The following is a 13,323-nucleotide window of genomic DNA, read 5'->3' as shown; positions in this document are numbered from 1 at the left end:
GCGAGTATTTATGCAACCCCACCGGGGAAAGCATTCACCAGGCCCTTAACTTTCTGCTCTGCGGCCTCGGGCGTTTCTGCACCAGGGACCAGAATCACCTTCCGGCACTCCTCCTCCCGTTTTTCGAATACCTTATAGGCGTGTTCCGCATCAGCAAGGGGAAGATAATGAGTCACGATCTCTTCCGGCGTAAGCAGCCCCTTTTCGATCAGCGGCAGCAGCTCGCCCAGCCAGGCATGGACGTGCGTCTGGCCCATCTTAAACGTCAGCCCCTTATCAAAGGCATCGCCAAACTGGAAGCCATGAATAAACCCGGCGTACACGCCGGGTACGCTAACCACGCCACCGCGTCGAACGGCAGCAATGCACTGCCGCAGCGCTTTGCCGCTGCTACCTTCAATTTTAAGATTGCTGAGGATCGTTTCGGTGGTGCTGCCTTTCGCTTCAAACCCTACCGCATCAATCACGGCGTCAACGCCGCGCTGGCCAGCGGTTTGCTCGATGATTTTTTCCGCTGCGTCGTTATCATCATCAAAATTGATGGGGATTGCGCCGTAACGCGCCTCGGCAAATCGCAAACGGTACGGGTGGTGATCGATAACAAAGATCTGCTCAGCCCCTAACAGCCGTGCGCAGGCAATAGTCAGTAGCCCCACCGGCCCGGCGCCGAAAACCGCTACGCTTGAGCCTTTTTCAATCTGCGCATTTTTTGCCGCCTGCCAGGCCGTGGGCAAAATATCGGACAGGAACAGCGCCTTATCATCAGAAAGGAGTTGCGGGACCTTAAACGGCCCGACGTTGCCTTTTGGCACACGGACATATTCCGCCTGTCCCCCCGGCACGCCGCCGTAGAGATGGCTGTAGCCAAACAGCGCGGCCGGCGCGGGAATTTGCTTTTTGTTCAGCGCGGCGCCCTGCCCGGCATTGGTATTCTCGCAGGCCGCGTATTGCTGCAGACGGCAGAAGAAACAGTCTCCGCAGGCAATGACAAAGGGGATCACTACGCGATCGCCTTTTTGCAAATTCTTCACCTCTGCGCCGCACTCGACGATTTCCCCCATAAACTCATGGCCAAAAATGTCGCCGTGCTGCACCTTCGGGATCTTTCCGCGATAGAGATGCAAATCGGAGCCGCAGATCGCCGTGGCCGTGACGCGCAAAATGATATCGTCGGGCTGCTCGATAATGGGATCGGGGACATTCTCGACGCGAACATGGTGCGGACCGTGATACGTAAGTGCTTTCATGCGACCTCCGAAAGGTTCCAGGTAAGTGTATAAGGGTAGCTACCCCTAAAGGTCTGCCCCGGAATATGGGCCTTTTGAGATTTATCCTGGCGAGATAAGAAAACTGACGGGGCGCTTACAGAAACCACTTTTATTTTATGGTTGAATGAGTTCAGCGTTTATAAACAAGGAGAAACGGGTATGTATCAGAGAATCATTATGCCGGTTGATGTTTTTGAGATGGAGCTGAGCGACAAGGCCGTTCGCCATGCGGAGTTCCTGGCGCAGCAGGACGGTGTTATCCATCTTTTGCACGTACTGCCGGGCTCCGCCAGCCTGAGCCTGCACCGCTTTGCCGCCGACGTGCGTCGCTTCGAGGAGCATTTGCAGCATGAAGCGGAAACTCGCCTGCAAACCATGGTCAGCCACTTCAGCATCGACCCTTCTCGCATCAAAACGCACGTCAGATTCGGCAGCGTACGCGATGCGGTAAACGAACTGGCGAACGAACTGAAAGCAGACGTGGTGGTCATCGGTTCGCGCAACCCTTCCATTACCACGCATCTGCTGGGCTCTAACGCCTCCAGCGTGATCCGCCACACCCATATACCGGTGATGGTCGTAAGATAAAAAAAGAGGCCACCTTTCGGTGGCCTCTCGCTATTGCAGGTGTAGCCTTACTTTCTTCTGTTATGCGGTTTTGGTGCGAATCAGATAGTCAAACGAACTCAGAGACGCCTTCGCCCCTTCGCCCGTGGCGATGATGATCTGTTTGTACGGCACGGTGGTGCAGTCGCCCGCCGCAAACACGCCTTTCACGCTGGTTTCACATTTCGCATCGATGATGATTTCGCCCATGCGGTTACGCTCAATCGCGCCTTCCAGCCAGGTGGTATTTGGCAGCAGACCAATCTGCACGAAGATCCCTGACAGCTGAACGCTGTGCACGTCGCCGCTCACGCGGTCGCGGTATTCCAGGCCGGTCACTTTGCTGCCGTCGCCCTTCACTTCCGTGGTCTGCGCGTTCAGTACGATGTCGACGTTTTTCAGGCTGCGAACTTTATCCTGCAGAACCTGGTCGGCCTTCATCTCTGGAGCGAACTCCAGAAGGGTAACGTGCTCAACAATCCCCGCCAGGTCGATAGCCGCTTCCACGCCGGAGTTACCGCCGCCGATCACCGCCACGCGTTTACCTTTAAACAGCGGGCCGTCGCAGTGCGGACAGTAGGTCACGCCTTTGGTACGGTACTGATCTTCACCCGGAACGTTCATGTTGCGCCATTTCGCACCGGTGGCAATGATAATGCTGCGCGCTTTCAGCACCGCACCGGACGCGGTTTCAATCTGGTGTAAACCACCCTCAACCGCTGCCGGAACCAGCTTGCTGGCGCTCTGGCTGTCGATCACGTCTACGTCATAGTCGCTGACGTGCGCCTTCAGCGCCCCCGCCAGCTTCTGGCCTTCGGTCTTCGGCACGGAAATGTAGTTTTCGATGTCCACGGTATCGAGCACCTGGCCGCCAAAGCGTTCGCCCATCAGGCCGGTACGAATACCTTTACGCGCGGAGTACACCGCTGCCGCCGCGCCGGCAGGGCCGGAACCGACGATCAGCACGTCGTAGGCATCCCGTTTGTTCAGCTCTTCCGCCGCACGTTTTTCAGCACCGGTATCCACTTTGGCAACGATTTCGGTCAGCGTCATACGGCCCTGGCCGAACTCTTTGCCGTTCATGTAGACCGCTGGAACGCCCATCACGTTGCGATCGGTGATTTCATTCTGGAAGGTACCGCCGTCAATCGCCGTGTGCTTGATGCGCGGGTTCAGGACCGACATCAGGTTCAGCGCCTGCACCACGTCCGGGCAGTTGTGGCAGGAGAGCGAGTAATAGGTTTCAAATTCGAAATCACCGTCGATATCGCGGATCTGCTCCAGCAGCGCCTGCGCCTCTTTCGACGGATGACCACCGGTCCACAGCAGCGCCAGCACCAGTGAGGTAAATTCGTGACCCAGCGGCGAGCCGGCAAAGCGCGGTCCCTGGTCGGAGCCTGGGTTGGTAATCAGGAAAGAGGGCTTACGGACCGGCAGCGCGTTATCTTCTTTGAAGGTCACTTTCGGCGACAGCTCGGCGATTTCCGCCAGCAGTTCCTTGATCTCTGCCGATTTGGCGCTGTCGTCAAGCGTAGCAATCAGCTCAACGGGTTTGGTCAGTTTCTCAAGGTAGGCCTTGAGCTGGGTTTTCATGTTAGTGTCGAGCATTGTTCTTCCCTCTCTTAAGACGTCATCATGCAAGCTGCCTTATACGGGCGGCCTGAATGCAACTTGCATCATGGTGCTGGAATGAAATGGGCGCGGGGGGCGCCCATTGATTGCCGGATGGGCAAAACTTAGATTTTACCAACCAGATCTAAGGATGGAGCCAGCGTCGCTTCGCCTTCTTTCCATTTCGCCGGGCATACTTCGCCTGGGTGAGAAGCCACGTACTGAGCAGCTTTCACTTTACGCAGCAGGTCAGAAGCATCACGGCCGATACCTTCAGCGGTAACTTCGATAGCCTGGATAATGCCCTGCGGGTCAACAACGAAGGTGGCGCGGTCTGCCAGGCCTTCATCTTCACGCATGTTGTCGAAGTTACGGGTCAGGGCGCCAGTCGGGTCGCCGATCATCGCGTATTTGATTTTCGCGATGGTTTCAGAGCTGCTGTGCCATGCTTTGTGGGTGAAGTGGGTATCGGTAGAGACAGAATAAACGTCTACGCCCAGCTTCTGCAGTTCGTCGTAATGGTCTGCAACGTCACCCAGTTCAGTCGGGCAAACGAAGGTAAAGTCAGCCGGATAGAAGAAGAAGACGCTCCAGCGGCCTTCAGTATCTTTCTCGGTAACTTCGATGAACTCACCGTTTTTGAACGCCTGGTTTTTGAAAGGTTTAATTTTGGTATTAATCAAAGACATCTGTACTTCCTCCGTGTTTTCGTTGAGATGTAAGGTAACCAACTTTATTCATCGGGGCTAATGCGTATGCTTTATCAAATCAATCAGCCAAACCTTACAACGTCGACAAGACAACAAGGTGAACCTTTTACAGGAAAGCCTGAAAGTAAAAAGGCCGCCTCAACGGGCGGCCCTGATACCTGAATTCCCCGCAGGTACATTCAGTGCCAGCCGAAACTGGCGTTGCGTTGCGCTCTACAACCCTTTATATCAAGGCGGTAACAGCCTTTTGATTACACCACCCGCGCAGGGATTGAGCAATCCATAAGAGAGGCATTCCTGCCTATGGCTGTGATAGGTTGTGTCGAACACCATTCCGTAGCGTTATAAATTTATTTTTATTATAAAACTATCACAATATATAAATGACAATTGTCATTTAATACGATCACTCCCTCTTTTAAGATAAAATTATCCTCCTCACCTTTGAAGCGCTATTTCAATAATCTGCCACCGTGATATATTAAGGTGGTTTTAATTTAAAACTAAGAGAATTAACCGAAAGAATTATAAATGGTTAGCCTCAAACTATTGTTATCAGTTATATGATAACCACAGCAAACGCAGCACCCTCAGGACGAAACATGGCAAACCTGTATGACCTTAAAAAATTCGATCTTAATCTGTTAGTCATTTTCGAGTGCATTTACCAGCACCTTAGTATCAGTAAAGCCGCCGAGACGCTGTATATCACACCCTCTGCCGTGAGCCAGTCACTGCAGCGTCTGAGAGGGCAACTCAACGATCCTCTGTTTATCCGTTCCGGTAAAGGGATCACGCCCACGACCGTCGGCGTCAATTTGCATCATCATCTGGAACAGAACCTGAACCAGCTGGAGCAGACTATCAATATCATGCACAGCAGCGGGTTAAAGAAGAATTTTGTCATTTACTGCCCGCATTTTATGAGTACGAAAGCAACGCTTGACCCTATAAAACTGCTCATGGACAACCATAACTATTCAATTGAATTACATGATGTTTTTCTTTCATCTGATTCAGCGGAAGATCTCTTAGCCTACAGAAGAGCCGACCTGATATTTTCGTTTTCGTCCTCTAACAGTCATTCCGTCGCCTGTAGCCTCTACCATAAGCTTCCTTTCGTTCTCGTTTGTCGGGAGGGCCATCCCCGCCTCAGCGAAAATCCCACGCGTGAAGAGATTCTGAATGAAAACTTTACCGCCTACCTGAACGACGAGAACAGCTTCAAAGACTATCAGGAAAAGGCCGAAAGCCTGTTAACCAAAAGAAATATTGTCTATCGTAGCGACTCTTTTATATCCCTTCTGTCGATGATCGGTTCATCCGACCTCATAGGATTAGTGCCTATGCCGGCCTTCGAAAAATATGGACCAGCCCTCAACCTGCGCAAAGTGGAAACAGATATTCAATTCCCCAGTATTGATATTTACATGATGTACAACCGTTCCGCGCTCAATAGCTCGGCATTCGCGAGTTTTATTGAAGAGATATCCTTACCGTAAGATATTGCTGTGGTTCTCGCACAAAATGAGAACCACGTCTTTAAAAAGGCATCACCGTTATAGAATTAAGCGGCATATATCCACTTAATTATTGCCTGATATCATCCTCTCTTTAATATTGGCGCTACAGTCTGGTATTTATTCCGCAGGATGAGAATAAGCAAGGCGCTGAGAATGGACGGCGATGAAGTCTTGCGCCTCAGGCAAATCAACGGTCTGCTGGAGCTGTTTGCAGACCGCCGTGACTCAGAAGCCTGGACGGTGAAATAATCAGAGCGTGTTCAGACGCTCTGCCGCCGCCAGCAGCGTCGATTCCTGCTTCGCAAAGCAAAGACGGATCAGCTTATGCGGGAAAGGATCGGCGCAGAACACCGACAGCGGAATGGCGGCCACGCCCACCTCTTTCGTCAGCCACTGGCAGAAACTCACGTCGTCCAGATCCGATATCGCGCTGTAGTCGGCGAGCAGAAAATAGGTCCCTTCTGAGGGCAAAATTTCCAGACGGCTTTTGCTTAGCGCCGCCACAAACAGATCCCGACGTTCACGATAGAAGTGCGGCAGCTCGCGATAGTGCTCCGGCTCGGCACGCAGCATATCCGCCAGCGCCAGCTGAGCCGGCGTGTTCACGGCAAAGGTCAGGTACTGATGCACCTTGCGCAGCTCAGCGCTGATAGCCGCAGGTGCAACGCAGTAGCCCACTTTCCAGCCGGTCATGTGGTAAGTCTTACCGAATGACGAGACGGCGATAGCGCGCTCGCGAAGCTGTGGATGGGCCAGCACGCTGGCGTGTCCTTCTTCTGCAAAGCAGATGTGCTCGTAGACCTCATCGCTCAGCACGTAAATTTCACGTTCCGCAATCGCCTGCCAGAGCGCGGCGAAATCGGCCTTTTGCCACACCGTCGCCGACGGGTTGTGCGGGGTATTCAGGATCACCAGCCGGGTTTTGTCGCTCAGCAGCGCGGAAAACGCCTGCCAGTCAGGGCGAAAATGCGGCGGCTGGAGCGCCACGCGCTTCACCACGCCGCCTGAGAGCTCAACCGCAGGCGCATAGCTGTCGTAGCTCGGATCAAAGCAGATGACTTCATCGCCCGCACGCACCAGCGCGGTGATGGCCGCATAGAGCGCTTCGGTCGCCCCTGCCGTCACCGTAATGTCGGTGTTCGCATCGGGCTTATGGCCGTACAGCTCCGCCGTTTTATCCGCAATGGCTTCCCGCAGCGCCTGCACGCCCGTCATCGGCGCATACTGATTCGCCCCCTGCGCCACGTGGTACGCCAGACGCTCCTGTAGGTACGCCGGGCCATCGAAATCCGGAAAGCCCTGAGAAAGGTTAATGGCGTTGTGCTGCTGCGCCAGAGCGCTCATCTGCGTAAAGATGGTAGTACCGAGATTGGGAAGTTTACTCTGCGGAATCAATGCGTTATTGCTCATTGTGTCGTGCCTGCTTGTAATACTTATGTTGCTGCCACTATAACACGATGTTAGTCTTTGGCAATCAAGACGCTTAGACGTCTAAACCATATGAATATTCCTGGCCGCGAGGGTAAAAGGAAATGACAGACAACCTGCAACTCACACATCTTGTCGACGCCTGCCGCTGGATTGGCGCCAAAGGCTGGGCCCCCGCCACCGGCGGCAATATGTCGGTGCGCCAGGACGAACGCCTCTGCTGGCTCAGCGAATCTGGCAAAGACAAGGGCAGCCTGACAACGGCGGATTTTCTGCAGGTTGAAATCGCCACCAACCGGGCGCCGTCTGGCCGTAAGCCATCAGCCGAAACGGGGCTACACACCCTTATTTATCGCCTGTTCCCGGAAGCCAACGCCGTCCTGCACGTTCATACCGTCAACGCCACGGTGCTGTCGCGTCTGGTCAAAGAAGCCGAGCTCAACATCTGCGGCTTTGAGATGCAAAAGTCCCTCTCCGGGCAGACCACGCATCTGGATACGGTGGCTATCCCGGTCTTTGATAATGACCAGGATATTGACGCCCTCGCCTCCCGAATCGCCCATTACGCACAGGAACGCCCGCTTAATTATGGTTTTCTTCTGCGCGGTCATGGCTTAACCTGCTGGGGACGCGACGTGGCCGAGGCCCGCCGTCATCTGGAAGGACTAGAATTCTTATTTGAATGCGAAATGCGTTTACGACAACTGGAGAGAGTATGATTCGCGCGATTGTGACGGATATTGAAGGGACCACCAGCGATATCCGTTTTGTCCATGACGTTTTGTTCCCCTACGCGCGTGAGCGGCTGGCGGCCTTCGTGACCGCGCAGCAGTACGCCGAGCCGGTCAAATCCATTCTGGACAACCTGCGTGATGAAATCGGTAACCCGCACGCCAGCGTCAGCGAGCTTATCGAGGCCCTTTTTGCCTTTATGGATGAGGACCGCAAATCCACGGCGCTTAAAGCCCTTCAGGGAATTATCTGGCATGACGGCTACGTGAACGGCGACTTTACCGGCCACCTCTATCCGGACGTACTGCCTGCGCTGGAAAAGTGGAAAGCGCAAGGGATTGATCTCTATGTTTATTCCTCTGGCTCCGTCGCCGCGCAGAAACTGTTATTTGGCTACAGCGACGAAGGTGATATTACTCATCTGTTCAGCGGCTATTTTGATACCCACATCGGCGCCAAGCGCGAAATGCAGTCTTATCAGAACATTGCGGCACAAACGGGCATCGCCCCGTCGCAGATCCTGTTCCTGTCCGATATTCACCAGGAGCTGGACGCGGCTGAACAGGCAGGTTTTCGCACCCTGCAGCTGATTCGCGGCGATGATGACGGCGCAAGCCATCACCATCAGGTCCACCAGTTTGACGAGATTAATCCGGAGCAGATCCCTTCATGAGCGCATTGACCATTTATTCCGATAAAGATGCCAGTCAACACCAGTGGCACAGCACCGACGCCGCCGAGATCGCCCAGCAGCTCAACGCCAAAGGCGTGCGGTTTGAACGCTGGGCTGCGGATCGCGATTTAGGCCACGATCCCGCGCCCGAAGCCGTGATCGCGGCGTATCAGCATGCGATCGACAAGCTGGTGGCAGAGAAAGGCTATCAGAGCTGGGACGTGATCAGCCTGCGCGCCGACAACCCGCAGAAAGAGGCGCTGCGCGCGAAGTTCCTGAACGAACATACCCACGGCGAAGACGAAGTGCGCTTTTTCGTGGAAGGCGCAGGGCTGTTCTGCCTGCACATTGGGGATGAGGTGTATCAGGTGCTGTGTGAGAAAAACGATCTGATTTCCGTTCCCGCGGGCACGCCGCACTGGTTTGATATGGGCTCCGAGCCGAACTTTACCGCCATTCGTATTTTCGACAATCCGGAAGGCTGGGTGGCCCAGTTTACGGGCGATGCCATCGCGGATGCGTATCCACGGTTAGCATAATCTTTTCTCCCTCTCCCTGTGGGAGAGGGCCGGGGTGAGGGCATCAGGCCGCTCGAGCTTCAACGCTTCAGTCCTTTCACATACCCCACCAGCTGATCCAGCACAATCCCCCACCCTTCGTGGAAGCCCATTTGTTCATGCTGTTCGCGGATTTCCTTCGTTGGATGACGCGCAATCGCCGTGTAGCGGGTCTTGCCCTCACCCACATCTTCCAGCAGCAGGATCGCCGTCATAAACGGCTTCTCGGCCGGTTTCCAGCCTTCGGTATAGCCGTCGGTAAAGACCAGCTTTTTACCCGGGTCGATTTCAAGAAATACGCCCCGGTTATCCATCCGCTGCCCGTCCACATCAAACACGGTGTTGAACCGCCCGCCCACGCGCAGGTCGAGGTCGCATTCGGTCACCTTATGGGGAGCAGGAATGAAGAAGTTTTTGATGTGTTCCGGCGTGGTCCAGCACAGCCACAGCAGGTCGCGCGGTGCATCCACCACGCGCTCCAGTTTTAAGTCAGTTTCAGGATCGAGCGTCACGATATTGTCCTCTTAAGGGAACCCCTTAAAGGATAGCCGGACTCAGGCGAATTTCCCGTTTGCCACCGCTTCCGGCGTGACCACGCCCGTGTCCAGCACCCAGCCGCTAATCAGCGAGGCAGGCGTAACGTCAAACGCCGGGTTATAGACCTGCGCGTTTTCCGGCGCCCACTGCACCGCGCCAAAGCTTCCCGCCACGCCCGTCACCTCGCTGGCGGCGCGCTGCTCAATCGGGATCGCGTCACCGTTCGGGCAGTCCGGATCGAGGGTCGTTTGCGGGGCGGCAACGTAGAACGGAATGCCGTGGAATTTCGCCAGCACCGCCAGAGAATAGGTGCCGATCTTGTTCGCCACGTCGCCGTTGGCGGCAATACGGTCTGCGCCCACCCACACGGCGTCTACCTGCCCTTTTGCCATCAGGCTGGCGGCCATGGAATCGGTAATCAGCTGATACGGCACGCCCAGCTCGCCTAGCTCCCATGCGGTCAGTCTGCCGCCCTGCAGCAGCGGACGGGTTTCATCCACCCAGACGCTGCTGACGTTGCCGTCATGATGCGCGCGGGCAATCACGCCCAGCGCGGTGCCGACGCCCGCCGTTGCCAGCCCGCCGGTGTTGCAGTGGGTCAGCAGACGGCTGCCGGGCTTGACCAGCGCGCTGCCGGCTTTGGCAATCGCGTCGCAAAGACGTTTGTCTTCGTCAATCAGGCGCAGCGCTTCCGCCACCAGCGCCGGAACATACTCTTCCTGCCACAGCGCAATCTTCATGCGGTCGAGATTGTTCATCAGGTTCACCGCCGTCGGGCGGGAGGCGCGCAGGGTTTCCAGCGCCGCCGCCAGCTCGTCGCGGCTTTTGCCGTTTTCCGCCAGCAGCGCCAGCAGCAGGCTTGCAGAGAGACCAATCAGCGGCGCGCCGCGTACGCGCAGGGCGTGGATATGCCCGACCAGCGCCTCGACCGTCGAGGCATCCAGCCAGCGTTTCTCCTGCGGAAGCGCCTGCTGATCGAGAATAAAGAGCTGATTATCCGCCACCCGCAGGCTGGTCGTCTGTAATGTCTGCATGTCGTTAATTCCCTGTTGCGTTGTTGTAGCACATTGTGTCAGGATGAAATCCAGATGTATAGACGTCTACATGTCTTAATTAGAAAACTCGTGAGGAGCAGGCCATGTCGCAATACCGTACCTTTACCGCTCAGGACGCCGTGGAGTATGCCAGGCAGTTTGGCGGACTTGACGATCCTTCATCGCTGGTAGAGGCGCAGGAAGTAGGCGACGGCAACCTCAATCTGGTATTCAAAATTTTCGACGGCGCGGGCGTGAGCCGCATCGTCGTTAAGCAGGCGCTGCCCTACGTGCGCTGCGTCGGCGAGTCCTGGCCGCTGACGCTGGACCGAGCCCGTCTTGAAGCGCAAACCCTGGTCGAGCACTACCAGCACAGCCCGCAGCACACCGTGAAAATCCACCACTTTGACCCGGAGCTGGCGGTGATGGTGATGGAAGATCTCTCCAGCCATCGCATCTGGCGCGGCGAGCTGATCAACAACATTTACTACCCGCAGGCGGCGCAGCAGCTGGGCGAATACCTCGCGCACGCGCTGTTCCACACCAGCGATTTCTACCTGCACCCGCACGCGAAAAAAGCGCAGGTGGCGAAATTCATCAACCCGGAGATGTGCGAGATCACCGAAGATCTGTTCTTCAACGATCCGTACCAGATCCACGAGCGCAACAGCTACCCGGCCGAGCTGGAAAATGACGTCGCGGCCCTGCGCGACGATGCTCAGCTTAAAATTGCCGTGGCCTCCCTGAAGCACCGCTTCTTCTCGCACGCCGAAGCGCTCCTGCACGGCGATATTCACAGCGGCTCGATTTTTGTGGCCGACGGCAGCCTGAAGGCCATCGACGCCGAGTTCGGCTACTTTGGCCCGATTGGCTTTGACGTCGGCACCGCCATCGGCAACCTGCTGCTAAACTTCTGCGGCCTGCCGGGGCACCTGGGCATTCGCGATGCCGCCGCTGCGCGCGAGCAGCGCCTGACCGATATTCAGGAGCTGTGGAACACCTTCGCGGAACGCTTCCAGGCGCTGGCAAACGAGAAAACGCGCGACGCCGCGCTCGGCGCACCGGGCTATGCCTCCGCGTTCCTGAAAAAGGTCTGGCATGACGCCATCGGCTTCTGCGGCACCGAGCTCATTCGCCGCAGCGTCGGGCTTTCCCACGTCGCGGATATCGACACCATTCAGGACGAGGCGATGCGCCACGAGTGCCTGCGCCACGCCATAACGCTTGGTAAAGCGCTGATTGTCATTGCCGATCGCATCGACAGCGCGGAAGATCTGGTGGCACGGGTGCGGCAGTACAGCTGATTACATTTGGTTTTCTCCCTCTCCCTGTGGGAGAGGGCCGGGGTGAGGGCATAAAACCGCACTTACCCCAAATACTCAATCACCGACAGCCCGCCGTTATAGTCCGTACTGTAAATAATCCCCTGCGCATCCACAAACACGTCGCACGACTGGATCACCTGCGGGCGATTCGGCCGCGTGTCCATCATTCTCTCCGGCGCGGCCGGCACCAGCGCACCGGTTTCCACCGGTCGATACGGATTGGAAATGTCATACGCCCGTACGCCCGCGTTCTGATAGGTCGCAAAAATCAGCGTCGAGCTGACGAAGCTCCCCGGCCGGTTCTCGTGCAGGTTATGCGGGCCAAAATGCGCCCCTTTCGCCACGTAGTCGGTTTCATCCGGCTGCGGGAAGGTCGAGATGCTGACCGGGTTCGACGGCTCGCGGATATCAAACAGCCAGATCAGCTTTTCGCCGTCCTCCTGGTTATCCAGCACCGCTTCGTCCAGCACCACCAGCAGATCGCGGTCCGGCAGCGGCAGCGCGGTGTGCGTCCCGCCGCCAAACGGCGGGCTCCAGTTGCGGTGGCTAATCAGCTTCGGCCGGGTGCGGTCCTTCACGTCCAGCAGAGTCAGGCCGCCGTCGCGCCAGCTGCCGTAGGCGGTATCGCCCGCAATAATCGCGTGGTGCAGCGCGTAGCGTTTCCCTTCCGGCCAGTTCGGCGTCTCCCCTTCCGCCTGGTTCATCCCCGGCAGCCACCAGCGCCCCGCCACTTCAGGCTTACGTGGGTCCGCCAGGTCGATGGTCAGGAAAATGTAGTCGGTAAAGCCGTCGATAAGCGCCGACACGTAGGCCCAGCGGCCGCCGACGTACCAGATGCGGTGGATGCCGATGCCGCTCAGCGACAGAAAGCCGATTTCGCGCGGCCTGTCCGGCGCGGAGATATCAAACACCCGCAGCCCGGCGCTCCAGACTTTGTCCTGCACGTCGCTGACGGTCTCCCCCACCTGGCGGGTGTAGTAGACCTTCTCGTCGGCAAAGCGGGCATCGGCAAACAGATCCCGGGCGTTAATCACCAGCAGCAGGTCATCATGCGCCTGCAGGTGCACGTTCCAGGTGCCGGGCGGCGCGGGCACGTAGCCCGCCGCTTTCGGGTTCTTCGGGTCGCGCACGTCGACAATCGAAAAGCCCTGCGACACCATATGGCCGATATAGGCGAAACCGCGATGCACCATCAGCTGCACGCCGTCCGGGCGACCGCCCTGGTCGCTATGGCCAATCAGCCGCATATTGCGGCTGTATTCTGGAAGGGGTACTTGTGTCACCGTTAGCTCCTTTGGGTTTTCCCCCTCTCCCTGTGG

Annotated in this window: 13 protein-coding genes; 6 read left to right on the top strand and 7 right to left on the bottom strand. The window is 56.6% G+C overall.

Annotated elements, in window-relative coordinates; translation table 11 throughout:
* Positions 1 to 8 precede the first annotated feature (8 nt).
* Positions 9 to 1,247: a zinc-dependent alcohol dehydrogenase gene (locus BJ885_RS01740; protein WP_121931057.1), complete on the bottom strand. Its 1,239-nt coding sequence runs from the start codon at positions 1,245 to 1,247 to the stop codon at positions 9 to 11.
* A gap of 180 nt (positions 1,248 to 1,427) precedes the next feature.
* On the opposite strand from BJ885_RS01740, the gene uspG reads away from it, so the two are divergent.
* Positions 1,428 to 1,856: a universal stress protein UspG gene (gene uspG / locus BJ885_RS01735; protein WP_023310731.1), complete on the top strand. Its 429-nt coding sequence runs from the start codon at positions 1,428 to 1,430 to the stop codon at positions 1,854 to 1,856.
* Positions 1,857 to 1,916: 60 nt separating this feature from the next.
* Here uspG and ahpF read toward each other — a convergent pair whose 3' ends face one another.
* Complete coding sequence (gene ahpF / locus BJ885_RS01730; protein WP_058841803.1) at positions 1,917 to 3,482, bottom strand: alkyl hydroperoxide reductase subunit F; 1,566 nt, start codon at positions 3,480 to 3,482, stop codon at positions 1,917 to 1,919.
* A gap of 128 nt (positions 3,483 to 3,610) precedes the next feature.
* The gene (gene ahpC, locus BJ885_RS01725; RefSeq protein ID WP_008501015.1) at positions 3,611 to 4,174 is read right to left on the bottom strand and encodes an alkyl hydroperoxide reductase subunit C; all 564 of its coding nucleotides are present in this window, start codon (positions 4,172 to 4,174) and stop codon (positions 3,611 to 3,613) included.
* A 623-nt stretch (positions 4,175 to 4,797) separates the two neighbouring features.
* On the opposite strand from ahpC, the gene BJ885_RS01720 reads away from it, so the two are divergent.
* Positions 4,798 to 5,697: a DNA-binding transcriptional repressor CitR gene (locus BJ885_RS01720; RefSeq protein WP_029740124.1), complete on the top strand. Its 900-nt coding sequence runs from the start codon at positions 4,798 to 4,800 to the stop codon at positions 5,695 to 5,697.
* A gap of 270 nt (positions 5,698 to 5,967) precedes the next feature.
* On the opposite strand, the gene BJ885_RS01715 is transcribed toward BJ885_RS01720, so the two are convergent.
* On the bottom strand, positions 5,968 to 7,128 hold the full coding sequence (locus tag BJ885_RS01715) for a pyridoxal phosphate-dependent aminotransferase (RefSeq protein WP_121931056.1): 1,161 nt from the start codon (positions 7,126 to 7,128) through the stop codon (positions 5,968 to 5,970).
* A gap of 122 nt (positions 7,129 to 7,250) precedes the next feature.
* Between BJ885_RS01715 and BJ885_RS01710 the strand changes: the two genes are divergently transcribed.
* Genes BJ885_RS01710 through BJ885_RS01700 form a run of 3 tightly spaced genes read left to right on the top strand, consistent with a single transcriptional unit; the run spans position 7,251 to position 9,090 of the window.
* Positions 7,251 to 7,865 carry a methylthioribulose 1-phosphate dehydratase gene (locus BJ885_RS01710; protein ID WP_121931055.1) on the top strand — a complete coding sequence of 205 codons (615 nt, stop codon included), beginning with the start codon at positions 7,251 to 7,253 and terminating at the stop codon, positions 7,863 to 7,865.
* Complete coding sequence (gene mtnC, locus BJ885_RS01705) at positions 7,862 to 8,551, top strand: acireductone synthase (RefSeq protein ID WP_121931054.1); 690 nt, start codon at positions 7,862 to 7,864, stop codon at positions 8,549 to 8,551. The genes BJ885_RS01710 and mtnC overlap by 4 nt, the downstream gene beginning before the upstream one ends.
* A complete protein-coding gene (locus BJ885_RS01700; protein ID WP_023315605.1) occupies positions 8,548 to 9,090 on the top strand; it encodes an acireductone dioxygenase in 543 nt (180 codons plus the stop codon). Before mtnC ends, BJ885_RS01700 begins: the two co-directional genes overlap by 4 nt.
* A gap of 59 nt (positions 9,091 to 9,149) precedes the next feature.
* Here BJ885_RS01700 and BJ885_RS01695 read toward each other — a convergent pair whose 3' ends face one another.
* On the bottom strand, positions 9,150 to 9,620 hold the full coding sequence (locus tag BJ885_RS01695; RefSeq protein ID WP_029740120.1) for an SRPBCC family protein: 471 nt from the start codon (positions 9,618 to 9,620) through the stop codon (positions 9,150 to 9,152).
* Between the two features lie 42 nt (positions 9,621 to 9,662).
* Entirely contained in the window at positions 9,663 to 10,679 is a 1,017-nt protein-coding gene (gene mtnA, locus BJ885_RS01690) for an S-methyl-5-thioribose-1-phosphate isomerase (RefSeq protein ID WP_121931053.1), read from the bottom strand.
* 104 nt (positions 10,680 to 10,783) lie between these two features.
* Between mtnA and mtnK the strand changes: the two genes are divergently transcribed.
* A complete protein-coding gene (mtnK, locus tag BJ885_RS01685) occupies positions 10,784 to 11,983 on the top strand; it encodes an S-methyl-5-thioribose kinase (RefSeq protein ID WP_121931052.1) in 1,200 nt (399 codons plus the stop codon).
* A gap of 62 nt (positions 11,984 to 12,045) precedes the next feature.
* Here mtnK and BJ885_RS01680 read toward each other — a convergent pair whose 3' ends face one another.
* Positions 12,046 to 13,287, bottom strand: coding sequence for an LVIVD repeat-containing protein (locus BJ885_RS01680; RefSeq protein WP_183128601.1), 1,242 nt, complete (start codon positions 13,285 to 13,287; stop codon positions 12,046 to 12,048).
* Between the last annotated feature and the right edge of the window lie 36 nt (positions 13,288 to 13,323).

Source organism: Enterobacter sp. WP_7_1 (assembly GCF_003688535.1).
Lineage (GTDB): Bacteria > Pseudomonadota > Gammaproteobacteria > Enterobacterales > Enterobacteriaceae > Enterobacter > Enterobacter asburiae.
This window is presented reverse-complemented; position numbering and strand designations above follow the sequence as displayed.